Genomic DNA, 23,886 nt, shown 5'->3' on the forward strand with positions numbered 1-23,886 from the left:
GAGAGCCTAGAGCACTGTTGTGAATTAATCACAACTATCACAGACCAATTGCGTTGCGCGTGCGCTGGTGCAACAGTCAGTGCGCGGGGACGGCCGCGCTCTCATCCGCCGGCCGCACCCGCTGTCGCATCGACGCCCACAGCGCCGCGGTGGCCGCCGTGCAGGCGGCTGCGCCGGCCACGTGGATGGCGACCAGCACCGCGGGAACCCCGGTATAGAACTGGACCGCGCCGACCGCGCCTTGAGCGCACACCAGTGCGGCGAGGACCCCGAGCCGCACCAGCACCGGCTTGGGTGCGCGCACCGCGAACAGGGCGAAAGCCAGCCCGACCACGAAGCTGAGATAAGCCACCAGGAGTGACGAATGCAAGTGCACCAGATCGGTGATCTCGAATTGCAGGCGCTTGACCGGCTGCTGGGCGCTCTTGTCGCCGGCGTGCGGCCCAGCTCCCGTCACCAGTGTCCCGGTTACCAGCACGGCCGACAGGGTGGTCGCCGTCAGGGCGGTGAACCAGCGCAGCGGCCTGGGTACGACGAGTTCATCGGTACCAGAGTCGGGTTCGCCGATCTTGACGTAGAGCAGTACGGCCAACCAGACCATCACCATGGACACCAGCAGGTGAATGGCGACCGTCCACCACAGCAGTCCGGTGCGGACCGTGATGCCCCCGATGACGGCCTGGACCACGGTCGAGGCCGGCATCAGCCACGCGTAGACCTGGACTTCGCGGCGGCGGCCGGCTCGGATGACGGCGAGGACCGCCAGCGCGGCCGTCAGCACGACACCGAACGTGAACATCCGGTTGGTGAATTCGACGGCCTGGTGCACCACGGGCACTTCGGCGTGCGGCACTGGCACGAAGCTGCCGGGGAAGCACTGTGGCCACGTCGGGCAACCCAGTCCGGACGCCGTGACGCGGACGATGGCCCCGGTGACGGAGATGCCGCCCTGGGTCAGGATGACCAGGAATGCGATGAGCCGCTGGACCCGAAGCGAGGGGATGGGCAGCTTGTCAAGCACGGCCTGATCGTAGAACAGCGCTAACTACGTGCCGTAGTAGGGGCCGTCAGCTGAAGCGGAACCAGCGCATCGCCGCCAGCCCGGCGAGCCCGCCCCAGGCGGCCAACACCGCGATGCCGAACCAGTCCACAGACAGCGTCATGGCCTGCGTCAGGGCTTCGGTCAGCGCCCCGGACGGGGTCAGGCGGGCCACCCAGCGCAGGGCCTCGGGGACCACGCGATGCTCGATGGTCAGCGCGCCGAGGCCGGCCAGGATGAACCACAACAGGTTCGCCAGGGCCAGCACGATCTCGGCCTTCAGCGTCCCGCCGAGCAGTAGGCCCAGCGCGGCGAACGACGCGGTGCCGAGCGCGATGATCACGGCACCGAACAGCAGGCTCAGTGGGCTCGGCCGCCAGCCCAACGCAATGCCGATGCCGCCCAACAGGATTGACTGCAGAAACACCGTGGTGACCACGGCGAGCGACTTGCCGGCGATGATGCCCCAGACCGGCAGTGCGGTGGCACCGAGGCGTTTCAGCGCGCCGTAGCGCCTGTCGAACGCGACGGCGATGGCCTGGCCGGTGAATGCCGTCGAGATCACCGCCAGCGCCATGATCGGCGGGGTGAAGGTCCCAGGGCGGTGGTCGCCGAGTGAGCCCAGGGGCAGCAGCGTGAGCCCGACCAACAGCGTGATCGGGATGAACATGGTGAGCAGTAACTGCTCGCCGTTGCGCAGCAGCAGTTTGAGCTCGAGGCGGTACTGAGCCGCCAGCATCGCGGGGACGGCCGCGGGCCTGGGGTCCGGGGTGAACGTCCCCGGCGCGAAGCGATTCGTCTCGGTGCTCATGCGCGATCCGCCTCCGCTACTCGCTCGGTACTCATGACCGCAGCTCCCGTCCGGTCAGGTCGAGGAACACGTCCTCGAGGCTGCGCTGCTCGACGCGCATGTCGGTGGTCAGCACGTTCAGCCGGGCGGCCCAGGCGGTGACGGTGGCCAGCACCTGCGGATCGATCTGTCCCTCCACGAGGTATTCGCCGCTGGCGGCTTCGCTGGCGCGGTAGCCCTCGGGCAGGGCAGAGACCAGCAGTGACAGGTCCAGTTTGGGTGGTGCGGAGAAGCGCAGCTGGTTCTCGGCGCCGCCGCGCATCAGGTCGGCGGGAGTGCCGGCAGCCACCGCAGCGCCGTGGTCGATGATCACGATGCGGTCGGCCAGTTCCTCGGCCTCGGTCAGCTGGTGCGTGGTGAGTACGACGGTCACGCCGTCGCGGCGCAGACCTTCGATCAACTCCCACACCACAATTCGGGCGTGGGCGTCCATCCCGGCGGTGGGCTCGTCGAGGAACACCAGCTCGGGACGTCCGACGATGGCGCAGGCCAGCGCCAGGCGCTGCTGCTGGCCGCCGGACAGCCTGCGATAGGTGGTGCGCGCGGCTTCGGTGAGGCCGAGGGTGTCCATCAGCCATTGGGGATCCAGCGGGTTGGCCGAGTACGCCGCCACCAGATTCAGCATCTCGCCGGCCTTGGCGGCGGGATATCCGCCGCCGCCCTGCAGCATCACGCCGATGCGTGCGCGCAGCTTGGCGTTGTCTGCCGTCGGGTCCAGGCCCAGGATGGAGATGCTGCCCGAGTCGGGTTTGTTGAAGCCTTCGCACATTTCGACGGTGGTGGTCTTACCGGCCCCGTTGGGCCCGAGCAGAGCCAGTACCTCGGCGCGGTGCACCTCGAGGTCCAGGTTGTTCACGGCCTGGATATCGCCGTAGCGCTTGCTGACGCCGCGCAGCAGTACGGGCGTCTCTGAAGAACTCACGGGGACTCAGCGTAAGCGTCGGGCCTGGCAGAGGCGCTACCAGGGGCGTCACCGTTATCGGTTTCCGGCAATCCGCGCCACGGCAGGTAGTTGCGGGTGACTGCGATCAGCAGCAGCACGATGACCGTGCTGGCCAGGGTGGCGTCGAGAATCTGGAAGAGGGCGAACCGGTCGCCGTTGGCCGTCGGACCGAAGACGCCGACGACGAACGTCACCACGATGGTGGTGCCGCGGAAGCCCGGCCGAGTGGCCCAACAGGCCAGCGGGATGATCGCCCACAGTAGGTACCAGGGCTGCACCACGGGGAAGAGCAGGACTGTCGCACCCATGGCGACGCCGAGGCCGCCGAGCGGATGCAGCCGACCGCGCAGCACCGACAGCAGCAGCCAGGTCACCAGCACGCCGATGACGAAGACACCGATCCCGCGGGTCAGCCCGAGCACCGCGGTGGTGTGGTCGCCGAGCCCGAGCAGAATGCCGACCTGGCCGGTGCCGAGGGCGACCAGCGTCGGCGGCGACATCCACGACCGCACCACATTCGCGGTGCCGAGGGTGAACAGCCAGCCGAAGCCCAGCCCACTGGCCCAGCCGATGAGTGCCATGACAGCCAGCGCGACCACGCCCAACGGCACGCAGGCCTGGAAGAAGGCCTTGACCGTCCCGCCCAGCCGGCGGGCGAGGGCCATCGCCACGAACCCCAGCGCCAGCAGCGACGGCAGCTTGATCTGCGACGACATGGCGATCAGCACGGTGCCGGTGAGCAGCATCGTCATCGGCCACCACGCGGCCCAGTCGTCGCGGTGCCGTGGCCAGCTGAGTGGTCGCGGGATGAGCGGACGGCCGGAATCGATGCCGCGCATGGCGAATTCGGTGCCGGCCAGCATCAGCCCGAGCATGGGCGCTTCGTTGTGGATGCCTGCGATGAGGTGCATGAAGAGCAGGGGATTACAGGGTCCGAGCCACAGGGCGCTGACTTCGGCGACACCGCAGCGACGGGCCAGGCGTGGCGTTGCCCACACCGTGGCCGCGACGCCGAGTAGTACGACCACCCGGTGCGAGAGGACTCCGGCGACGATGTTGTCGCCCGTCAGTTCCGATATGCCGCGCCCGATCCACAGGAACAGGGGCCCGTAGGGGGCCGGTGTTTCGCGCCACAGGCTGGGCACCGTCAGTGTGAACACATGGTCGAGTCCGAGGCCGGTGGCGGGGCCGACGCGGTAGGGGTCGAGGCCGATCCGGGCGATCTGACTCTGCGCCAGATAGGAATAGACGTCCTTGCTGTACATCGGCGGGGCGATCAGCAGCGGCAGCGCCCAGAGCATGAGCGTCTGGTCCAGCTGGCTGCGGGACATCCGGCGTCTGCCCAGCGTGTAGCGGCCCAGCATCAACCAGGCCAGTGCCATCATGACGGCACCAGTGGTCGTCATGGTCAGCGAGACGGTCTGGATCCGCGACGGCAGGTTCAGCAGGCGGACCCCGAACGTCGGATCTTGCACGACGGGCCGGGCGCCGGCGCCGAGCGCTCCGATGGCCATCAGTACCGTTCCGGTGGCGCCGAACCGCCGGGTCCGGCGCAGCGAGGCGATCTCGGAGTCGTTGAGCGGGTAGCCGACGGACGGCTCGTCGGCATGCCAATGCGCGACGGCCGTGCTCAGGTGCTGAAGGCGGTCGGGCATCAGAGCAGATTAGCCGTAGGCCTGTTCGGCATCGCCGAACTCCACTGCGCCGGTGATAAGGGTTACCTTCCTAGATTCAGTTTCTGAATTCCGTCACAATGGTGTTGTGAAATTGCCGTCTGGAGCTCCTGAAGCTGCCGGCACCGCGACTGCGGTGGCGTCGGCGACGGCGGTTTCAGACGGTCACACCCGGTCGGCCATCGTGCAATTGCTGCTGGAAGGGGCCGTCACCGCGACCCAGATCGGCGAGCGGCTCGGCATCTCCGCGGCCGGTGTGCGGCGTCATCTCGACGCGCTCATCGATGCCGGCGACGCTGAGTCCAGCGCCGCCGCCGCGTGGCAGCACAACGGCCGGGGCCGGCCCGCCAAGCGCTACCGGTTGACCGCGGCCGGCCGCGCCAAGCTCGGTCACACCTACGACGACCTGGCGGCGGCCGCCATGCGCCAGCTGCGCGAGCTCGGCGGCGACGATGCCATTCGCACGTTCGCCCGGCGTCGTATCGACTCGATCCTCGCGGGTGTCACCGCGGCCGACGACGTCACCGACACCGCGGACCGGGTGGCCGCGGCGCTCACCAAGGCCGGCTACGCCACCACGACGACCCCGGTGACGGGGCCCATCGGCGGGGTGCAGATCTGCCAGCACCACTGCCCGGTTTCGCACGTCGCCGAGGAGTTCCCGGAACTGTGCGACGCAGAGCGCGAAGCGTTCGCCGAGGTCCTCGGCACCCACGTGCAACGCCTGGCCACCATCGTCAACGGAGATTGTGCGTGTACGACACACGTCCCCGTGATCCCCGAGCACGCAGTCCACTCCATCCACACCGCGACCCAAGAAGAAGGAGTGTCGCAATGACGACCACCCCGGAACAGTTGACCCAGGAGGAGACCATTGCCTCCCTGGGCACGTACGGCTACGGCTGGGCCGACAGCGATGTCGCAGGAGCCTCCGCGACCCGAGGGTTGAACGAGGCTGTCGTCCGCGACATCTCCGGCAAGAAGAGCGAGCCCGAGTGGATGCTCGACTTCCGGCTCAAGGCGCTGCGCATCTTCGACAAGAAGCCCATGCCGCGGTGGGGCAGCGACCTCGACGGCATCGACTTCGACAACATCAAGTACTTCGTGCGGTCGACCGAGAAGCAGGCCACGTCCTGGGAGGAACTGCCCGAGGACATCAAGAACACCTACGACCGCCTGGGCATCCCGGAGGCCGAGAAGCAGCGTCTGGTCGCCGGTGTCGCCGCGCAGTACGAGTCCGAGGTCGTGTACCACCAGATCCGCGAAGACCTCGAGGCACTGGGCGTCATCTTCCTGGACACCGACTCGGGTCTGCGCGAGCACCCGGAGCTGTTCAGGAAGTACTTCGGCACCGTGATCCCGTCTGGTGACAACAAGTTCTCCGCGCTGAACTCCGCTGTGTGGTCGGGTGGCTCGTTCATCTACGTGCCGCCGGGCGTGCACGTCGACATCCCGCTGCAGGCCTACTTCCGGATCAACACCGAGAACATGGGCCAGTTCGAGCGGACGCTGATCATCGCCGACGAGGGCTCCTACGTGCACTACGTGGAGGGTTGTACCGCGCCGATCTACAAGTCGGACTCGCTGCACTCGGCCGTCGTCGAGATCGTGGTGAAACCCGGTGCGCGCGTGCGGTACACGACCATCCAGAACTGGTCGAACAACGTCTACAACCTGGTCACCAAGCGGGCCCGCGCCGAGGCCGGCGCCACCATGGAGTGGATCGACGGCAACATCGGTTCCAAGGTCACCATGAAGTACCCGGCGGTCTGGATGACCGGCGAGCACGCCAAGGGTGAGGTGCTCTCGGTGGCGTTCGCGGGCGAAGGCCAGCACCAGGACACCGGCGCCAAGATGGTGCACCTGGCGCCGAACACGTCGAGCAACATCGTGTCGAAGTCGGTGGCCCGTGGTGGCGGCCGCTCGTCATACCGCGGCCTGATTCAGGTCAACAAGGGTGCGCACGGCTCCAGGTCGAGCGTGAAATGCGATGCGCTGCTGGTGGACAACATCAGCCGCTCGGACACCTACCCGTACGTCGACATCCGTGAGGACGACGTCACGATGGGTCACGAGGCCACGGTCTCGAAGGTCAGCGAGGACCAGATGTTCTATCTGATGAGCCGCGGCCTGACCGAGGACGAAGCCATGGCGATGGTGGTGCGCGGCTTCGTCGAGCCCATCGCCAAGGAACTGCCAATGGAATACGCGCTCGAGCTCAACCGGCTGATCGAGCTGCAGATGGAAGGCGCGGTCGGCTAGTGGGGCGAGCGAAGCGACGGGAAAGACAACTGTGAGTTCGAATCTGACTGAGGCGACGGAAGGCATCGTCGCCAACAAGGGTGAGCTGTTCACGTCCTACGACGTCAACGCTTTCGAGGTGCCGGGCGGCCGCGACGAGCTGTGGCGGTTCACGCCGCTGAAGCGTCTGCACGGCCTGCATGACGGCTCGGCCGAGGCCACCGGCGCCGCGCGCATCGAGGTTTCGGAGCGTGACGGAGTCACGGTCGAGACCGTCGGCCGTGACGACGAGCGGCTGGGCCAGGGTGGCGTGCCTGCGGACCGTGTTGCCGCACAGGCCTATTCGTCGTTCACCGAGGCCACTGTGGTGTCCGTCGGGCGCGACGTTCAGGTCGCCGAGCCCATCGAGATCGCTATCGCCGGCCCCGGTGAGGGCAAGACCGCGTACGGCCACCTGCAGCTGCGGGTCGGCGAGCTCGGCCAGGCCGTTGTGGTCATCGACCAGAGTGGCAGCGGAACCTACGCCGACAACATCGAATTCGTCGTCGGTGACGCGGCACGTTTGACCGTCGTGTCGATTGCCGACTGGGCCGACGACGCGGTAAACGTGAGCACCCACCACGCCACGCTGGGCAAGGACGCCGTGCTGCGGCACGTCGCGGTCACCCTCGGCGGCGACGTCGTGCGGCTGACCTCGCGCACCCGCTACCTGGGTCCCGGCGGCGACGCCGAGATGCTCGGCCTGTACTTCGCCGACGAGGGTCAGCACTTCGAGTCGCGCCTGCTGGTCGACCACGCGGTACCCAACTGCCGCTCCAATGTGCTGTACAAGGGTGCGCTGCAAGGTGATCCGGACTCGAAGAAGGCCGACGCCCACACGGTGTGGATCGGCGACGTGCTGATCCGGGCCGCCGCCACCGGTACCGACACCTTCGAGGTGAACCGCAACCTGGTGCTCACCGACGGCGCCCGCGCCGACTCGGTGCCCAACCTGGAGATCGAGACCGGCGAGATCGTCGGCGCCGGACACGCCAGCGCCACCGGACGTTTCGACGACGAGCAGCTGTTCTACCTGCAGGCCCGCGGCATCCCGGAGGACCAGGCCCGCCGCCTGGTGGTAAGGGGCTTCTTCGGCGAGATCATCCAGAAGATCGCCGTGCCGGAAGTTCGCGACCGCCTGACCGCCGCCATCGAACACGAACTTGAACTGACTGAAGGACGCAACAACTCATGACCACACTGGAAATCAAGGACCTGCACGTCTCGGTCACCGCACCCGACGGTGCCGACGTCCCGATCCTCAAGGGCGTCAACCTGACCGTGAAGTCGGGCGAGACGCACGCGGTCATGGGCCCCAACGGTTCTGGCAAGTCGACGCTGTCGTACGCCATCGCCGGCCACCCCAAGTACACCGTCACCTCCGGCTCCATCACCCTGGACGGCCAGGACGTGCTGGAGATGAGCGTCGACGAGCGTGCGCGGGCCGGCCTGTTCCTGGCCATGCAGTACCCGGTCGAGGTGCCCGGCGTCTCGATGTCGAACTTCCTGCGCACTGCCGCGACCGCGGTCCGAGGCGAGGCCCCCAAGCTGCGCCACTGGGTCAAAGAGGTCAAGACGGCCATGTCCGAGCTCGACATCGACCCCGCGTTCGGCGAGCGCAGCGTCAACGAAGGTTTCTCCGGTGGTGAGAAGAAGCGCCACGAGATCCTGCAGCTGGGCCTGCTGAAGCCGAAGATCGCGATCCTGGACGAGACCGACTCCGGCTTGGACGTCGATGCGCTGCGCGTCGTGTCCGAGGGCGTCAACCGGTACGCCGAGGCCGAGCACGGTGGCGTCCTGTTGATCACGCACTACACCCGCATCCTGCGCTACATCCGCCCGCAGTTCGTGCACGTCTTCTTCGACGGCCGCATCATCACCTCCGGTGGTCCGGAGCTGGCCGACGAGCTCGAAGAGAACGGCTACGAGCGCTACACCACCGCGGCTGCCGAGGCCTGACATGACCGCGTCAGTTGATCTCGACCTGACGCGGATCAGGGCGGACTTCCCGATTCTCGGCCGCGTTATGCGCGGCGGAAACACCTTGGCGTACCTGGATTCCGGGGCGACATCGCAGAAGCCGCTGCAGGTCCTCGATGCCGAGCGGCAGTTTCTGACCACTTCCAACGGCGCCGTGCACCGTGGTGCGCATCAGCTGATGGAGGAGTCGACCGACGCCTACGAACAGGGCCGCGCCGATATCGCGGCGTTCGTCGGCGCCGACGACGATGAGCTGGTGTTCACCAAGAACGCCACCGAGGCGCTGAACCTGGTGTCGTATGCGGTGGGGGACAACCGGTTCGACCGCGTGGTCGGCCCGGGCGACGTCATCGTCACCACGGAACTGGAGCACCACGCCAACTTGATCCCGTGGCAGGAGCTGGCTCGCCGGACCGGCGCTGAGCTGCGCTGGTACTCGGTCACCGATGACGGCCGCATCGACCTGGATTCGTTGCAGCTCGATGAGCGGGTGAAAATCGTTGCCTTCACTCATCATTCGAACGTCACCGGCGCCATCGCCCCGGTCGCGGAGCTGGTGTCGCGGGCCAAGGCCGTCGGTGCGCTGACCGTGTTGGACGCCTGCCAGTCGGTGCCGCACCAGCCCATCGACTTCCACGCCCTCGACGTCGACTTCGCGGCGTTCTCGGGCCACAAGATGTTGGGGCCCACCGGGATCGGCGTGCTGTACGGCCGTCGCGCATTGCTGAACGCGTTGCCGCCGTTCCTCACGGGCGGGTCGATGATCGAGACCGTCACCATGGAATCGGCGACCTACGCGCCGGCACCGCAGCGGTTCGAGGCCGGTACCCCGATGACCTCGCAGGTCGTCGGATTGGCCGCTGCCGCACGCTATCTCGACGCGATCGGCATGGCTGCCGTCGAGGCGCACGAAGGCGAACTGGTGGCCGCCACGCTGGACGGGCTGACCCAGATTCCGCAGGTGCGGATCATCGGGCCGACCACCACCGAGCACCGCGGTTCCCCCGTCAGCTTCGTGCTCGACGGAGTGCACGCGCACGACGTCGGCCAGATCCTCGACGATGACGGGATCGCCGTCCGCGTCGGGCATCACTGCGCGGCACCATTGCACCGCCGGTTCGGTATCGCCGCGACGGCCCGGGCGTCGTTCGCGGTGTACAACACCCTCGACGAGGTCGACCGATTGGTAGCCGGAGTCAAACGCGCTGTGGAGTTCTTTGCATGAGAATGGAACAGATGTACCAGGAAGTGATCCTGGACCACTACAAGCACCCGCATCACCGCGGGCTGCGCGAGCCGTTCGGCGCGCAGGTGCACCACGTCAACCCGACCTGTGGTGACGAGGTGACGCTGCGGGTGACGCTGTCCGACGATGGCGAGACCATCGCCGACATCTCGTATGACGGCCAGGGCTGCTCGATCAGCCAGGCGTCGACGTCGGTGCTGACCGACCAGGTGATCGGCCAGAGCATCGACGAGGCACTCAAAACCGTCGGTGCGTTCACCGAGATGATTTCCTCCCGCGGCAACGTTGAGGGGGATGAGGATGTGCTGGGTGACGGCATCGCGTTCGCCGGTGTCGCCAAGTACCCGGCGCGCGTGAAATGCGCGCTACTGGGCTGGACCGCGTTCAAGGCCGCGCTCGCCGAGGCGAGCGCCAAAGACACTGCGCTGGCATCCGCCGGCACCACCGTGGAGGACAAGCGATGACTGACGCCACAACAGAAGGCACCACTGCACCCAACGTGGTCGACGACCCCGAACTGCTCGATGCGGTCGAAGAGGCCATGCGCGACGTCGTCGACCCCGAGCTCGGCATCAACGTCGTCGACCTCGGTCTCGTCTATGGCATGACCCTCGAAGAAGGCGACGAAGGCACCGTGGTGAAGCTGGACATGACGCTGACGTCGGCGGCCTGTCCGTTGACCGATGTGATCGAGGACCAGTCGCGGACGGCCCTCGTGGGCGCGGGCCTGGTCAGCGACCTCAAGCTGAACTGGGTCTGGAACCCGCCGTGGGGCCCGGACAAGATCACCGACGACGGTCGCGAGCAGCTGCGGGCGCTGGGCTTCACCGTCTAGTTCACGGGTTCTCGCCTGTGGATAACTTTCAATTCTGAGGCCTCTTCGCGGCATTCTTGTCGGTCGCCTTCTCTAGCTTCCAGCGCAACAGGACCACTTCGGTCCGCTGCGATAGGAAGGCAACACGATGAACGCTGACATCGAACGACTGCAGGCTGCGTGCGAACGCGATCTCGGCGATCCAGCCGGCTGGCCCTCGAAGTTCGGATATCCGAACGCTTATCCAGATTCGCTGGCGCTCTGCATCATTGATGCCATCTACGTCACCGGCGCCCGGCACCTCACCGTCGACAAGATCGTCGAGCGGTACCGCAGCTACCGGGCCGGGCAAGGCGGTGACGCCGATACCGACGGCGCACCCGAACTGCTCGCGAACGTCGAGGCATTGGGTGGCCCGGAGCGGTGGGCCGCCCAGATCGGTAATCGGCGACCGACGTCCACGAGGAAGGACGCACCGCTGCGATCGGTGGCGCTGACCGAGGTGGCGCAAGCCTTTGTCGCGCTGGGGATCACCACCACCGAGGACCTGCGGGTGATTGCCGCGGACCCCGAGCTGGCGAAGGAGGCCAAGCGGGCGTGGTGCGCGGTGCCCGGGCAGCGGTCGGGCTTCACGTGGCGCTTCCTGCTGATGCTGGCGGAACTGCCCGGCGCTGATCCGACGGTCGCGGGATACGTCGCGCGCGAGATTGGTGACGACGGCCCGATCGACACGGCGGGGCTCCTCGTCGCGGTGGCGGACGCGGCAGGCTGGCACGCCGATGCGCTGCGCCAGGCGATCTGGCGGTTCGAAGCACGCCGCGCGCCGGAGCTGCCGTCGACCGCGTGACAGCGATAACTGACCGGCAGCCCGGCGGAATCGGTTGAGGCGTCACGGTGTTGCATAGGCTCATGACCGTCGATGCATCTGGACTCTTCGCCCCACTGGCCCTGCGGAACCTGACCGTCCCCAACCGGTTCGCAATGGCTCCCATGACCCGGCAGGCGTCGCCCGGAGGCGTCCCTGGGCGCGACGTGGCGGAGTACTACGCCCGTCGGGCTGCCGGCGGCGTCGGCCTGATCATCACCGAAGGCGTGCGGCTGGGTGACCCGTCGGCGGCCGGCTCGCAGGACATCCCGACCCTTGTCGGTGCCGCAGCGCTCGATGGCTGGCGCAACGTCACGAGCGCGGTGCACCGCCACGGCGCGACCATCGCCGCCCAGTTGTGGCATCAGGGCGCCGAGCGTGGCGACCGCGACGGGGTGGCCCCGGTCAGCCCGTCGGGCGTCAACGGTCTCGGCGAGCAGATCGGCCGGGCGCTGGAGGCCGACGAGCTGCCGGCCGTCGCCCGGTGGTACGCCGAGGCGGCGCGCAACGCCAAAGAGGTGGGTTTCGACGCGGTCGAACTGCACGGCGCTCATGGCTATCTGCTGGACCAATTCCTGTGGACCAGAACGAATCTGCGCACTGACGAATACGGCGGCTCGGCCCTGAACCGGACCCGTTTCCCGGCTGAGGTGGTCGCCGCGGTGCGTGCCGCGGTCGGCCCCGACTACCCGATCATCTACCGCTTCTCGCAGTGGAAGGGCACGGACTACAACGCGACGTTGGTCGACGACCCGATGCAGCTGCAGGAACTGCTCGCACCGCTGGTCGATGCCGGGGTCGACGCGCTGCATCCCTCGACCCGCCGGCACTACGTGCCGGCGTTCCCCGCCGCCGACCCGGCCCTCACGCTGGCCGGCTGGACCAAGAAGGTCACCGGGACGCCCGTCATCGCGGTCGGTTCGGTGGGCCTGCAGACCGCATTCCGGTCCGAGAAGCCCGGCCAGGTCATCGAGCCGGGACCGGTGGACCAGTTGGTGGAACAGTTCGACGCGGGCGAGTTCGACATGATCGCGATCGGCCGGGCACTGCTCGCGGACCCCGGTTGGGTCAACCGCCTGCGCACCGGCACCTTGGACGGGTTCAATGGCTACGACGCGGCCAGTGCACTGGCACGGTTGAGCTGACCAGATACTGGGAACAAGCAGGTATACCGCAACGTTGGGAGAAGCGTGAGCACCAAGGACATCACCGCCGCCGAATTCAACGGCATCATCAGCGACAACGACATCGTGCTGGTGGACTTCTGGGCGTCATGGTGCGGGCCGTGCCGGGCGTTCGCTCCGACGTTCACCGCATCGTCTGAGAAGCACCCCGACGTCTTCCACGCCAAGGTCGACACCGAGGCCGAGCAGGGTCTGGCCTCCGCGGCCGAGATCCAGGCCATCCCGACCCTCATGGCCTTCAAGAAGGGGCAGCTGGTCTTCCGGCACTCGGGCATGCTCGCGGCGAACCAACTCGACGAGGTCATCAGCCAGATCAAGCAGTTCGACGTCGACGCCGCGATGGCCAACGACAGCGCGACGACCGACATCTGAGCAATCTGCACTGCCGGCGGGTGTGACATTGCGCACCCGCTAGCGTGCAGGGCGTGAGCGAACAGACCCCACTGGTACTCGTCGACCGTCCGCGCCCCGGCGTCGCACTGGTCACCCTCAACCGCCCGGAGCGGATGAACTCCATGGCCTTCGACGTCATGGTTCCGCTGAAGACGGCACTCGACGAGGTCAGCCACGACAACGACGTCCGGGCGGTTGTCCTCACCGGCGCCGGGCGGGGATTCTCGTCGGGTGCCGACCACAAGTCGGCCGGCTCGGTGCCGCACGTGGCCGGGCTCACCCGCCCGACGTTCGCGCTGCGCTCCATGGAAGTGCTCGACGACGTCATCCTCGCCCTGCGCAAGCTGCACCAACCGGTGATCGCCGCAGTCAACGGCGCCGCCATCGGTGGTGGCCTGTGCCTGGCGCTGGCGTGCGACATCCGCATCGCCGCCGAGGGCGCCTACTTTCGCGCGGCGGGTATCAACAACGGTCTGACGGCCAGCGAATTGGGCCTGTCGTACCTGCTGCCGCGGGCCATCGGCACGTCGCGGGCGTTCGAGGTGATGCTCACCGGCCGGGACATCGACTCCCAGGAGGCCGAGCGGATCGGTCTGGTGTCACGCACCGTGGCCGACGATCAGCTCCTGCAAACCTGCTTCGACATGGCCGAGCGCATCGGCTCGTTTTCTCGCCCGGGAATTGAATTGACCAAGCGGACTCTCTGGAGTGGACTGGACGCCGGTAGTCTGGAGAGCCATATGCAGGCCGAAGGCCTGGGTCAGCTCTTCATCCGACTGCTCACCGCCAACTTCGAAGAGGCGGTTGCCGCGCGCGCCGAGAAACGACCCGCGGTCTTCACAGACGACAAATAGACCGGTGCCCACGGCCCCGGCACTGACAGCCAAGGAGGCAGCAGCGTGATCACCGCAACGGACCTGGAGGTCCGCGCCGGAGCGCGCACGCTGCTGGCCTTCGAAGGTTCCGCGCTGCGCATCCAGCCGGGGGACCGCATCGGCCTGGTCGGGCGCAACGGTGCCGGCAAGACCACCACGCTGCGCATCCTGGCCGGTGAAGGCCAGCCCTATGCGGGCACGGTCGAGCGCATCGGTGAAATCGGCTACCTGCCACAGGATCCGAAGGAAGGCGATCTGGACGTCCTGGCCCGCGATCGGGTGCTCTCGGCCCGCGGACTGGACACCCTGCTGGCGGACCTCGAGAAGCAGCAGGCCATCATGGCCGAGGTGGTGGACGAGGCGGCCCGCGACAAGGCCGTGCGCCGGTACGGCGTTCTGGAGGAGCGGTTTTCGGCCCTGGGCGGGTATGCCGCCGAGAGTGATGCCGGTCGCATCTGCGCCAGCCTGGGCCTGCCGGACCGGGTGCTGACCCAGCCGCTGCGGACCCTGTCCGGTGGTCAGCGTCGCCGTATCGAACTGGCCCGCATCCTGTTCGCCGCCTCTGAGGGCTCCGGCTCCAACACCACGCTGCTGCTGGACGAGCCGACCAACCACCTCGACGCCGACTCCATCGGCTGGCTGCGGGGCTTCCTGCAGAGCCACACCGGCGGCCTCGTGGTGATCAGCCACGACGTCGAACTCCTCGCCGATGTGGTGAACCGGGTGTGGTTCCTGGATGCCGTGCGCGGCGAAGCCGATGTCTACAACATGGGCTGGCAGAAGTACCTCGACGCGCGCGCGACCGACGAGCAGCGCCGCCGTCGTGAGCGTGCCAACGCCGAGAAGAAGGCCGGCGCGCTGCGCGCACAGGCCGCCAAGATGGGCGCCAAGGCCACCAAAGCCGTTGCGGCACAGAATATGTTGCGCCGCGCCGAGCGCATGATCGCCGAGCTCGATGCCGAGTGGGTGGCCGACAAGGTCGCCAAGATCAGGTTCCCGACCCCGGCGCCGTGCGGCAAGACCCCGCTGATCGTCAAGGGTCTGACCAAGACCTACGGGTCGCTCGAGATCTTCACCGGCGTGGACCTCGCGATCGACCGCGGTTCGCGCGTCGTCGTGCTGGGCCTCAACGGCGCCGGTAAGACGACGCTGCTGCGCCTGCTGGCGGGCGTGGAGACCGCCGACGCCGGCGGCATCGAACCGGGCTACGGCCTCAAGATCGGGTACTTCGCGCAGGAGCACGACACCCTCGACAACGCGGCGACGGTGTGGGAGAACATCCGGCATGCCGCCCCGGACACGGGCGAGCAGGACCTGCGCGGCCTGTTGGGTGCGTTCATGTTCACCGGTCCGCAATTGGACCAGCCCGCCGGCACGCTGTCCGGTGGTGAGAAGACCCGTCTGGCTCTCGCGGGGCTGGTCGCCTCGACCGCCAATGTGCTGCTGCTCGACGAACCGACCAACAACCTGGACCCGGCGTCGCGCGAGCAGGTGCTCGACGCGCTGCGCAGTTACGCGGGTTCGGTGGTGCTCGTGACACACGATCCGGGGGCGGCCGAAGCGCTCAACCCGCAGCGGGTGCTGCTGCTGCCGGATGCCACCGAAGACTTCTGGTCGGACACCTATCGCGATCTCATCGAATTGGCGTGACCTGATTCACCGAATCGCCCGCGCGCAGCGACTGCTGTTCTTACGCTGAATCCTGTCAGCCCGGCATACCGCCGGGGGAGAGTCAGGGGACCGGCGATGAGGCAATCCAAGGCATCTCGCGACCAGATGATGACCCAGCTGCGCAACGCCTACGAAAACGGCGCCAGCATCAGGTCATTGGTGGCCACGTCTGGCAAATCCTACGGTTCGGTGCACAGCATGCTGGTGCAGTCGGGCGCGGTACTACGCAGCCGTGGTGGCCCGAATCACCGCAGCCGCAAGATCGCCTGAACATCCTGCGGCTCAGCCTTTTTCGGCGCGAACGGACATTCGCGGAGCCATCGTGTGCGTTCATGGGTGCGCACTAGACGGCGCCGCGGATGCATAAACCGTTAGCCGGCGCTAGATTTCGTCGGTCAACCGGACCGGTGCGATCAGGTCGAAGACATCGCCAGGCCCGGGATTCGTCGGCGGCGTCGCCCCGCCGAGCTGGTCCATCACGGCCCAGACGGCGTTGAGCGCGGTGGTGATCGCGCCCTCGGCCCATCCCGCCGTCCACGAGATGTCGTCGCCTGCCAGGTAGATGCCGCGATGACGCGCGTCGAGGTCGCGCTGCATGAAGTGGGTGTAGAGCGTCTCCTGGTAGCGGTAGTGGCCCGGCAGGTTCGCTTTGAACGCACCCATGAAGTTGCGCTCGGTCTCCCACGACACCGTCTTCGGCGTCTCGATGATGTGGCCGCGGATGTCGACGTTCGGGTAGATCGCCTGGAGCGACTTGAGCATGAGGTCCATACGCTCGGTCGCGTTCAGCGGCACGATCTTCCGGGAGTCGTCCTCCCAGGTGTACGAGAGGCAGATGACGCCGGGCTTCTCGTTTCCGTCGGCATCGAGCCCCTGATCCAGCAGATAGGTGCCGCGGCTCATCCGGTCTGTCAGTGTCATCGACATGACGTCGCGGCCCCGGGCGTCCTTGTCCTTCCAGAACGGGCGGTCGACCAAGACGAACACTTTCGACGAACCCATGTAGTGCGTCTGCTCGATGGCCGACCACACGTTCGGCGGGAACAGGTCGTCGTCGCAGCGAATGTTGTTGAGCAGCATCCACGATTGGGCGGTGACGATGACGGCGTCGTAGGTGCGGGTCTGCCCGTCGGCGTCGGTGATGGTGTAGCGGTTCGGATGCGTACGCCGGATGTCGGTGACGGCGCCCCGGGTCCGGCCACCGTGCAGTGATTCGAGCGACGTGCCTGCGGGCCAGTGGGCGAGGCGCTGCGGGGAGCGCTGCCACAGGCGCAGCGGGAGCTGCTGGGAACCGCCCACCACGCCGCGGTGGTTGTCGTCGGCCTCGGTGAGTACGACGCGCAGGATTTCCAGCATCGAGCTCGGGTAGTCGGTGTCCCAGCCGCCGGTGCCGAAGCCGACCTTGCCGAAGATCTCGCGCAGCTCGAAGGACCTGAAGTGGTGCGACTTGGTCAGGAAGCCCCAGAACGTCTCGTCGTCGAGTTCACGAACGAGCTTGTCCCACGCCGACTTCAGTGCCTGGGTGTCGCGCTCGCGGATGGCGTGCTGGATCGCGTACAGATCGGCGCCGTCCTCGAGCGTCTTGCGCCAGGCGTCGGCGACAGCGGTGAAGGCGTGCGGCAGGTCGGCGAGTTTCTCGGCGTAGTGCGTCTTGCCCTTGAGGTCGACGACGGTGCTGGGCGCCGCGACCGACAGCGGGTTGGGGAACTCGAACGTTTCGATACCGACCTTGTCGAAGTATCGGTAGAGCGCCGTCGAGGTGGGCGGGAACCGCATGGCACCCATTTCGGCCACCGCGTCGCGGGCGTGCTCGAACGGGACGGACCGCATCCGGCCGCCGATCTGATCCGCTTCGTAGACAACGGGTTTGAGGCCCATCTTCATGAGTTCGTAGGCGGCGGTGATGCCGGCGCAGCCCGCACCGACGATCGCGACCTCGGTGCCGTGGCGGTCGGCGGGGATGGCGCCGAGACCCTCGGGGCAGGACACGTAGTCGTCGTAGGCGAACGGGAAGTCCGGTCCGAACATCGTTATCGGCTTGTCCGATGACCGTGTATCCGTTATCGGCTTGGCTGCCGGCTCGTCGGACGGCTGGGTTTCTGCGATGGGCTGGGGGACCGTCATCGGGTCTGGTTCTCCTGGTAGAGGTCTCGGCGGCGATCGCTGAGATGAGTGTTGACTGCGCGGGACGCGGTGACCGCGCTGGGATCGATGTGAGTGACGAGGAGTTCCTCGGTGCGGCCACCGCGACTCAGTTCGGTCGCGTCGGGCGCGATGGTGCAACTCAGTCCGCAGTACTCGAGGCCGTTCTCGACGCCCGTGCGGTTGACGTACGACAGAAACAGCTGGCTTTCGTAGGCACGTGCCGGAACGATGTGCGTCGCAACGAAACTCCACGGCTCCATGAGTCCGGTGGGGACGAGGAGCCACTGGGTGCCGGCGTCGGCGTGAGCGCGGGCGTTCTCGGGGAATTCGATGTCGTAGCAGATGAGCAGTCCGCAGGTGACGCCATCGAGCTCGAACTGCGTGACCCATTGCGAGCCCGGGGTGAAGAAGTCGCGGTCGAAGCCGTACAGATGGGTTTTGCGGTAGTTGGCCAGCGATTCGCCGCTGCGGTCGACGACCTGGACGCTGTTGTACGGATGACCCGTTGTCGCTTCGGGGTAGCCGTAGACCACGGCGACTCCGGCGTCGCGCGCAATCTGCTGGACCGCCCGGAAGATCGGGCCGTCCGCGGGCTCGGCGCGCTCGGCGATCGCGGTGCCGATGTTGTAACCGGTGGCGGACATCTCGGGTGTGATGACGATCCGGCAGCCGGCGTCGGCCGCCCGTCTGGCCGCCGACGCGATGGCGGTGAGGTTCTCGGCGACGGTCGCGGATTCCTGGGGACCTTGGAACATGCCGACGGTGATCATCTATGCAGTGTCCACTCGCAGCTTGGATTTCTTGATGCTGTAGCCGAAGTAGACCGCGAGACCGAGGGCGCCCCAGATGCCGAACGCGATCCACGTCGCGGTGGGCAGCGCCCACATCAGGTAGCAGCAGAAGAGAAAGCCCAGCACCGGTGCGACGGGGAAGAGCCGCAGCCGGAACGTGCGATCGAGGTCCGGCCGGGTCCGCCGCAGGATGATGACGGCGATGTTGACCAGGGCGAAGGCGAACAGGCAGCCGATCGAGGTGGCATTGGCGAGTTCACCCAGCGACACGAAGCCGGCCAGCAGCGAGACCACGACGCCGCAGATGACGATGTTCCACGTCGGCACGTTGGTCTTGGGGCTGACCTTCGCGAATATCGCGGGCACCAGGCCGTCGACGGCCATGGTGTACAGGATGCGGGTCTGCCCGTACTGGACGGCGAGCACCACGCTCGCGATGGCGATTACGGCACCGATGGACAGGATGACGGCGGGCACGTTGCTGCTGGTGATGCCGCCGAGTGCGACGGCCAGAGTGGCGCTCTCGTCGGCGCTGAACTTCGTCCAGCTCATCGCGCCGAGCGCGGCCAGCGCCACCGCGAGGTACAGGACGGTGACGATCACCAGCGAGGCCATGATGGCCCGCGGCAGGTCGCGCCTGGGGTCCTTGGCTTCGTTGCCCGCGGTGGACGCCGCGTCGAAGCCGATGTAGGAGAAGAACACCTGCGATGCCGCGGCGGAGGCACCCATGAAGCCCAATGGCATGAACGGGGCGAGGTTGCCGGCCTTGAAAGCGGTGAAGGCGACTGCGCAGAAGAACACCAGCACAACGCATTTCACGACGACCATCACGGTGTTGACGACCGCGGACTCGGACGCACCTTTGAGCAGCAGGATCGACACGAGCACGACGATCGTGATGCTCGGCAGGTTGATGTAGCCACCTTCGCCGGGCGCGGCCGTGATGGCCGCGGGGAGTTCGATGCCGAGGAGCTGCTGCAGCAGCGTGTTGATGTAGCCGCCCCAGCCGACGGCGACTGCCGCGACCGACACGCCGTACTCGAGCATCAGGCACCAGCCGCATACCCAGGCCCAGAATTCACCCATGGTGGCGTAGGCGTAGGAGTACGAGCTTCCGGAGACCGGGATGGTGCCGGCGAGTTCGGCGTAGGACAGAGCCGAGAACAGTGCGGTGACGGCGGCGAGGATGAACGAGAGCAGGACCGCGGGACCGGCTTTCGGCACGGCGGCACCGAGAATGACGAAGATGCCGGTGCCGAGCGTCGCGCCGATCGACAGGGCCGTCAGATGGACGAATCCCATCGACCGTTTGAGGTGGGGGCCGTCGGTGGTTTCGTTCGCCGCGACGATGTCGTCAACCGACTTTTGTGCGCTCATGGCGCGCAGAATGCCCGGCCGTGGGGCCTGGATGATGGCCAAGGGAGAGCTCCGTGAAGAGGAGGGCGCGCCACGAGATTTGTGACTCGCGTAACAGAGTGCGGTACGTCACTCTGATCTGTCAACATGGGGAGTGACTTAGGAAACGATTGTTGCCTTGGCTGTCTCTGGTGCCTAGCCTGTGGAGCAGTGATCTGAGCCACATCGAAGGGGATGGCCATGGCAGGAGCAAATCGAGACCCGGTCCATCGACTGGATCCCGACCGCCGAACGCAGGGGCAAGGTGCACCATCAGGCGCCGTTCTGGTTCACCGGGAACTTCGTGTTGACCACGATGGTCACGGGCTTCCTCGGGCCCCCGTTCGTCGCCGTGATCTTCGTGTACATCGGCTTCAACGTCTTCAACACGATCCTGGCGACCTCGGGCTTCAAGACGGTGTTCGCCGGCCCGAACTGGCTCTGGTACCTCGGGCTGATGGTGGTGGCGATCGTCATCGCCGTCGTCGGCTTCGACCTGATGATGGTCGTGCAGCGGTGGCTGACGTATCTGCTGATCGTCGTGTTCGGTGTCCTCACCGGTTACGCGTTGTCGACGTTGCACCTGAACGCCGCGGTTCCTGACGGCGGCACGTTCTCGCTGACGGTGTTCCTCATGCAGTTCGCCGCGGCGGCGGGCTATCAGATTTCGTACGCGGTGTACGTGTCCGACTATTCGCGGTACCTGCCCGAGAACGCCTCGGCCAAGCACGTCATCTGGTGGACGTACCTGGGCGCCGCCGGCTCGTCGGTGTGGCTGATGTCGCTGGGCGCGGTGCTCGCGTCGGCGCTGCCGACGCCGGACGCGATCGCCTCGATCCGGGCCGTGGGCAACCAATTGCTGCCTGGCTTCGGCACTTTCACGGTCGTGGTGGCTTCGGTCGCGCTGGTGACGATCATGTCCGTCAACGCCTACGGCGCGAGCCTGACGAGCATGAGTGCCCTCGATGCCTTCCGGCCGGTCACCCCGACCGTGCGGTTGCGCGTCATCGGCATCGCGCTCACGTCGTTCGTCGCGTTCGGCGTCGCGTTGTCGCTGCCCGAGGGCTACCTCGAGGCGTTCAACGTCTTCGCGCTGCTCATGCTGTACTTCCTGATCCCGTGGACCGCAGTCAATCTGGTGGACTTCTATTTCGGCCGGCACGGGCACTACTCGATTGTCGACATCTTCCGGCCGGACAGGATCTACGGCCGCTGGTCGTGGCGTGGACTGACCGCGTACTTCCTGGGCATGGCGTCGATGGTGCCGTTCGTCTCGCTGACGTTCTACGCGGGTGCTATCGCCAAGATGCTTGGGGGAGTGGATATCTCGTTCATCGTCGGGTTGGCGGTGTTGGGTCTGGCGTACTACGTCCTGACGCGTGGCGTCGATCTGAGTGGCGGGCATGCCGCTGCCCGACGCAGCCGTCGGGAACTCGCCGCCGCCTGACGGCGGTTACTCGGCCTCGGCCAGGCGCCGGTGTGCCAGGGCCGGGGCCAGTACCCACAACACCTTCGCGCCGACCCGCGCATCAGCGTGGAAGGCATGCGGGCGATCGGCCTCGAAGGTCAGCGCATCGCCGTGGTCGAGGGTGATGCGGCTGCCGTTGCCCTCGACGAAATCGATGTGCAGCCGGCCCTCGATGACCATGGCGAACTCCACCTCGGCCGGTAGGGAGTACGTGTCGGTGCCGCTGCCGCCGCCAGGCTCGATGTCGCTCAGCAGGACCTGGAAGCGCCGCTCGCCCGTCGGGGTCAGCTGGAACTCGCTCATCTTGGTGCCGCCGAATTCGATGGGCGGGTACTCGCCGGCGCGGACCACCTCGCCGACGGGGGTTTCGTCGAAGAGCGAGCCGACCTGCAGTTCCAGCGCGTCGCAGATCCGGATGAGCGCGGCGACGGACGCGTTGGACTGGCCGCGCTCGACCTTCGACAGGTAGCCCTTGGTCACGCCGCTGGCGACGGCGAGTTCGTCGAGCGTCATGCGCTTGGCGCTGCGCGCAGCCTTCAACCGTGCGGCGATCGTCAGTTGCGTTGCCGGGGAACCGCCCACGATTTCCTCCTAGGAAACAAAGGTTGACAACAATTCTACTGCGGGAAACAATGAGACCCAAGCCACACGCCACGACTTTGGAGAACCGATGAGCTTCGACCGGTACATCAAGACCACCGCACCCGACGGCCGCGAGATCGTCGGCCAGGTCGATGCCAGCCGGTTCCCGCGCTACGCCGAACCGGCGACGTTCGCCCGTGTCCCGCGCCTAGATCAGGTGGCGTCACCAGACGTGACGATCCTGGGCGTCCCGTTCGACACCGGCGTCTCCTACCGCCCGGGCGCCCGCTTCGGTCCCGGCCACATCCGCGCGGCCTCGAAGCTGTTGCGGCCCTACAACCAGGCGCTCGACGTGTCGCCGTTCGCCAATCAGCAGGTGGCCGACGCGGGCGACATCGGGGTCAACCCGTTCAACATCAACGAGGCGATCGAGACCATCGACTCCGAGGTGACCGCGCTGCGCAAGGACGGCAGCGCCGTGCTGACGCTCGGCGGCGACCACACCATCGCCCTGCCCATCCTGCGCTCACTGCACCGCGACCACGGCCCTATCGCCGTACTGCATTTCGACGCCCACCTGGACACCTGGGACACCTACTTCGGCGCGGCGTACACGCACGGCACGCCGTTCCGCCGGGCCAGCGAAGAGGGCCTCATCGACATGGAGCGCTCGCTGCACATGGGTATCCGCGGCCCGCTCTACAGCAAGCAGGACCTCGAGGACGACGCGATCCTCGGCTTCCAGGTGATCCGGTCCGACGACTACCAGGTCGACGGGCTGGCCAGCGTGCGTGAGCGGATGGTCAAGCGGCTAGCAGGTGGTCCGGTCTACGTCTCGGTCGACATCGACGTGCTGGACCCGGCGCATGCGCCCGGCACGGGCACGCCGGAAGCCGGGGGCCTGACATCGCGAGAACTGTTGCACTCGCTGCGTTCGCTCACCGGCCTCAACATCGTCGGCGCCGATATCGTCGAGGTGTCGCCGGCCTACGACCACGCGGAGATGACGGGCATCGCGGCCGCGCATGTCGGCTACGAGCTGCTATCGGTGATGAGCGCGAACCGCTGACTAGGGCTTGCGGCGAACGGACGCCTCGACAATGTCGAGCACGGCGGCCAGGTCTTCGCCGGTCTGGCCCGAGGCGAGCCGCGCGATGAGGCCGTCGAGCACGAGGTCGAGATAGATGTGCAGCACTTCGGTGGGCACGTCGTCACGCAACGTGCCGGCGGCCTTCTTGCGCTCCAGGCGGGCGATGGTGGCCTGGTTGAGTTCCTCGTAGCGCTGCTGCCACTCGGCGCGGAACTCGGCGTCGGTGCGCAGCCGGCGGGCGATCTCCAGCCGGGTGCCCAGCCATTGGTAGTTCTCGGGTTTGGCGAGCATGTTCCGCATCACCTGGACGAGGCCGTCCTTCTCGACGGTCTCGGCCATGCGCTCACCGTCTTCTTCGGCGAGCGCGAAGAACAGCGCGTCCTTGTCGCGGAAATGGTGGAAGATCGCACCGCGCGACATCGCGGTGGCTTCTTCGAGAAGCCGGACGGTCGCCCCCTCGTACCCGAACTCGGAAAAGCAGCGTCGGGCGCCGTCGAGGATCTGCGTTCGGCGGGCGGCGAGGTGGTCGTCACTTACTTTGGGCACCAGGACTCCTACTGGTGAGCGGTTGGGTGGCACCCCGGTGTCCGGGACGCCACCCA

24 protein-coding genes are annotated in these 23,886 nt (G+C 67.0%); 15 read left to right on the forward strand and 9 right to left on the reverse strand.

Going from position 1 to position 23,886, the window contains the following annotated elements; all coding sequences use genetic code 11:
• Positions 1 to 76 precede the first annotated feature (76 nt).
• The 4 genes from ACX12F_RS13435 to mptB are packed head-to-tail and all read right to left on the reverse strand — an operon-like array spanning position 77 to position 4,487.
• Positions 77 to 1,021 (reverse strand): COX15/CtaA family protein, encoded by a 945-nt coding sequence (locus ACX12F_RS13435; protein WP_459370014.1) that lies wholly within the window; start codon positions 1,019 to 1,021, stop codon positions 77 to 79.
• A 46-nt stretch (positions 1,022 to 1,067) separates the two neighbouring features.
• Entirely contained in the window at positions 1,068 to 1,850 is a 783-nt protein-coding gene (locus tag ACX12F_RS13440; RefSeq protein WP_459370015.1) for an ABC transporter permease, read from the reverse strand.
• Between the two features lie 31 nt (positions 1,851 to 1,881).
• Positions 1,882 to 2,811, reverse strand: a complete 930-nt coding sequence (locus tag ACX12F_RS13445; protein ID WP_459370016.1) for an ABC transporter ATP-binding protein — start codon at positions 2,809 to 2,811, stop codon at positions 1,882 to 1,884.
• The gene (gene mptB, locus ACX12F_RS13450) at positions 2,808 to 4,487 is read right to left on the reverse strand and encodes a polyprenol phosphomannose-dependent alpha 1,6 mannosyltransferase MptB (protein WP_459370017.1); all 1,680 of its coding nucleotides are present in this window, start codon (positions 4,485 to 4,487) and stop codon (positions 2,808 to 2,810) included. The genes ACX12F_RS13445 and mptB overlap by 4 nt, the downstream gene beginning before the upstream one ends.
• 52 nt (positions 4,488 to 4,539) lie before the next feature.
• On the opposite strand from mptB, the gene ACX12F_RS13455 reads away from it, so the two are divergent.
• The 13 genes from ACX12F_RS13455 (at position 4,540) to ACX12F_RS13515 (ending at position 16,083) form a co-directional block, all read left to right on the forward strand.
• Positions 4,540 to 5,343 (forward strand): helix-turn-helix transcriptional regulator, encoded by an 804-nt coding sequence (locus ACX12F_RS13455; protein WP_459370018.1) that lies wholly within the window; start codon positions 4,540 to 4,542, stop codon positions 5,341 to 5,343.
• Positions 5,340 to 6,767 (forward strand): Fe-S cluster assembly protein SufB, encoded by a 1,428-nt coding sequence (sufB, locus tag ACX12F_RS13460; RefSeq protein ID WP_459370019.1) that lies wholly within the window; start codon positions 5,340 to 5,342, stop codon positions 6,765 to 6,767. Before ACX12F_RS13455 ends, sufB begins: the two co-directional genes overlap by 4 nt.
• Before the next feature lie 31 nt (positions 6,768 to 6,798).
• Positions 6,799 to 7,980 carry a Fe-S cluster assembly protein SufD gene (gene sufD / locus ACX12F_RS13465; RefSeq protein ID WP_459370020.1) on the forward strand — a complete coding sequence of 394 codons (1,182 nt, stop codon included), beginning with the start codon at positions 6,799 to 6,801 and terminating at the stop codon, positions 7,978 to 7,980.
• Positions 7,977 to 8,744, forward strand: coding sequence for a Fe-S cluster assembly ATPase SufC (gene sufC, locus ACX12F_RS13470; RefSeq protein WP_459370021.1), 768 nt, complete (start codon positions 7,977 to 7,979; stop codon positions 8,742 to 8,744). The genes sufD and sufC overlap by 4 nt, the downstream gene beginning before the upstream one ends.
• A 1-nt stretch (position 8,745) precedes the next feature.
• Positions 8,746 to 9,990, forward strand: a complete 1,245-nt coding sequence (locus tag ACX12F_RS13475; protein WP_459370022.1) for a cysteine desulfurase — start codon at positions 8,746 to 8,748, stop codon at positions 9,988 to 9,990.
• A complete protein-coding gene (gene sufU / locus ACX12F_RS13480) occupies positions 9,987 to 10,475 on the forward strand; it encodes a Fe-S cluster assembly sulfur transfer protein SufU (RefSeq protein WP_459370023.1) in 489 nt (162 codons plus the stop codon). The genes ACX12F_RS13475 and sufU overlap by 4 nt, the downstream gene beginning before the upstream one ends.
• The gene (locus ACX12F_RS13485) at positions 10,472 to 10,846 is read left to right on the forward strand and encodes a metal-sulfur cluster assembly factor (RefSeq protein WP_459370024.1); all 375 of its coding nucleotides are present in this window, start codon (positions 10,472 to 10,474) and stop codon (positions 10,844 to 10,846) included. Before sufU ends, ACX12F_RS13485 begins: the two co-directional genes overlap by 4 nt.
• Positions 10,847 to 10,973: 127 nt before the next feature.
• On the forward strand, positions 10,974 to 11,672 hold the full coding sequence (locus ACX12F_RS13490) for a DUF8548 family protein (RefSeq protein WP_459370025.1): 699 nt from the start codon (positions 10,974 to 10,976) through the stop codon (positions 11,670 to 11,672).
• A gap of 62 nt (positions 11,673 to 11,734) precedes the next feature.
• Positions 11,735 to 12,835, forward strand: coding sequence for an NADH:flavin oxidoreductase (locus ACX12F_RS13495; RefSeq protein ID WP_459370026.1), 1,101 nt, complete (start codon positions 11,735 to 11,737; stop codon positions 12,833 to 12,835).
• A gap of 45 nt (positions 12,836 to 12,880) precedes the next feature.
• Positions 12,881 to 13,246 (forward strand): thioredoxin, encoded by a 366-nt coding sequence (trxA, locus tag ACX12F_RS13500; RefSeq protein ID WP_459370027.1) that lies wholly within the window; start codon positions 12,881 to 12,883, stop codon positions 13,244 to 13,246.
• 44 nt (positions 13,247 to 13,290) lie between these two features.
• The gene (locus tag ACX12F_RS13505; RefSeq protein ID WP_459370028.1) at positions 13,291 to 14,121 is read left to right on the forward strand and encodes an enoyl-CoA hydratase; all 831 of its coding nucleotides are present in this window, start codon (positions 13,291 to 13,293) and stop codon (positions 14,119 to 14,121) included.
• A 45-nt stretch (positions 14,122 to 14,166) separates the two neighbouring features.
• Positions 14,167 to 15,792 (forward strand): ABC-F family ATP-binding cassette domain-containing protein, encoded by a 1,626-nt coding sequence (locus ACX12F_RS13510; protein ID WP_459370029.1) that lies wholly within the window; start codon positions 14,167 to 14,169, stop codon positions 15,790 to 15,792.
• A gap of 96 nt (positions 15,793 to 15,888) precedes the next feature.
• Positions 15,889 to 16,083 (forward strand): helix-turn-helix domain-containing protein, encoded by a 195-nt coding sequence (locus ACX12F_RS13515; RefSeq protein WP_459370030.1) that lies wholly within the window; start codon positions 15,889 to 15,891, stop codon positions 16,081 to 16,083.
• Between the two features lie 111 nt (positions 16,084 to 16,194).
• Here the strand turns inward: ACX12F_RS13515 and ACX12F_RS13520 are convergent, their stop codons facing one another.
• Genes ACX12F_RS13520 through ACX12F_RS13530 form a run of 3 tightly spaced genes read right to left on the reverse strand, consistent with a single transcriptional unit; the run spans position 16,195 to position 20,126 of the window.
• Positions 16,195 to 17,937, reverse strand: coding sequence for a flavin monoamine oxidase family protein (locus ACX12F_RS13520; RefSeq protein WP_459370031.1), 1,743 nt, complete (start codon positions 17,935 to 17,937; stop codon positions 16,195 to 16,197).
• Positions 17,934 to 18,728 carry a carbon-nitrogen hydrolase family protein gene (locus ACX12F_RS13525; protein WP_459370032.1) on the reverse strand — a complete coding sequence of 265 codons (795 nt, stop codon included), beginning with the start codon at positions 18,726 to 18,728 and terminating at the stop codon, positions 17,934 to 17,936. The genes ACX12F_RS13520 and ACX12F_RS13525 overlap by 4 nt, the downstream gene beginning before the upstream one ends.
• Positions 18,729 to 20,126 carry an amino acid permease gene (locus ACX12F_RS13530; protein ID WP_459370033.1) on the reverse strand — a complete coding sequence of 466 codons (1,398 nt, stop codon included), beginning with the start codon at positions 20,124 to 20,126 and terminating at the stop codon, positions 18,729 to 18,731. It abuts the gene before it with no gap.
• Positions 20,127 to 20,409: 283 nt separating this feature from the next.
• Between ACX12F_RS13530 and ACX12F_RS13535 the strand changes: the two genes are divergently transcribed.
• Entirely contained in the window at positions 20,410 to 21,591 is a 1,182-nt protein-coding gene (locus tag ACX12F_RS13535) for a purine-cytosine permease family protein (protein ID WP_459370034.1), read from the forward strand.
• A gap of 6 nt (positions 21,592 to 21,597) precedes the next feature.
• Here the strand turns inward: ACX12F_RS13535 and ACX12F_RS13540 are convergent, their stop codons facing one another.
• Positions 21,598 to 22,194, reverse strand: coding sequence for a helix-turn-helix domain-containing protein (locus ACX12F_RS13540; protein WP_459370035.1), 597 nt, complete (start codon positions 22,192 to 22,194; stop codon positions 21,598 to 21,600).
• Positions 22,195 to 22,282: 88 nt separating this feature from the next.
• Here ACX12F_RS13540 and speB point away from each other — a divergent pair, with 88 nt between their 5' ends.
• Complete coding sequence (gene speB / locus ACX12F_RS13545) at positions 22,283 to 23,263, forward strand: agmatinase (protein WP_459370036.1); 981 nt, start codon at positions 22,283 to 22,285, stop codon at positions 23,261 to 23,263.
• On the opposite strand, the gene ACX12F_RS13550 is transcribed toward speB, so the two are convergent.
• Complete coding sequence (locus ACX12F_RS13550; RefSeq protein ID WP_459370037.1) at positions 23,264 to 23,830, reverse strand: TetR/AcrR family transcriptional regulator; 567 nt, start codon at positions 23,828 to 23,830, stop codon at positions 23,264 to 23,266.
• Between the last annotated feature and the right edge of the window lie 56 nt (positions 23,831 to 23,886).

This window comes from Mycolicibacterium sp. HS_4_1, from assembly GCF_054515875.1.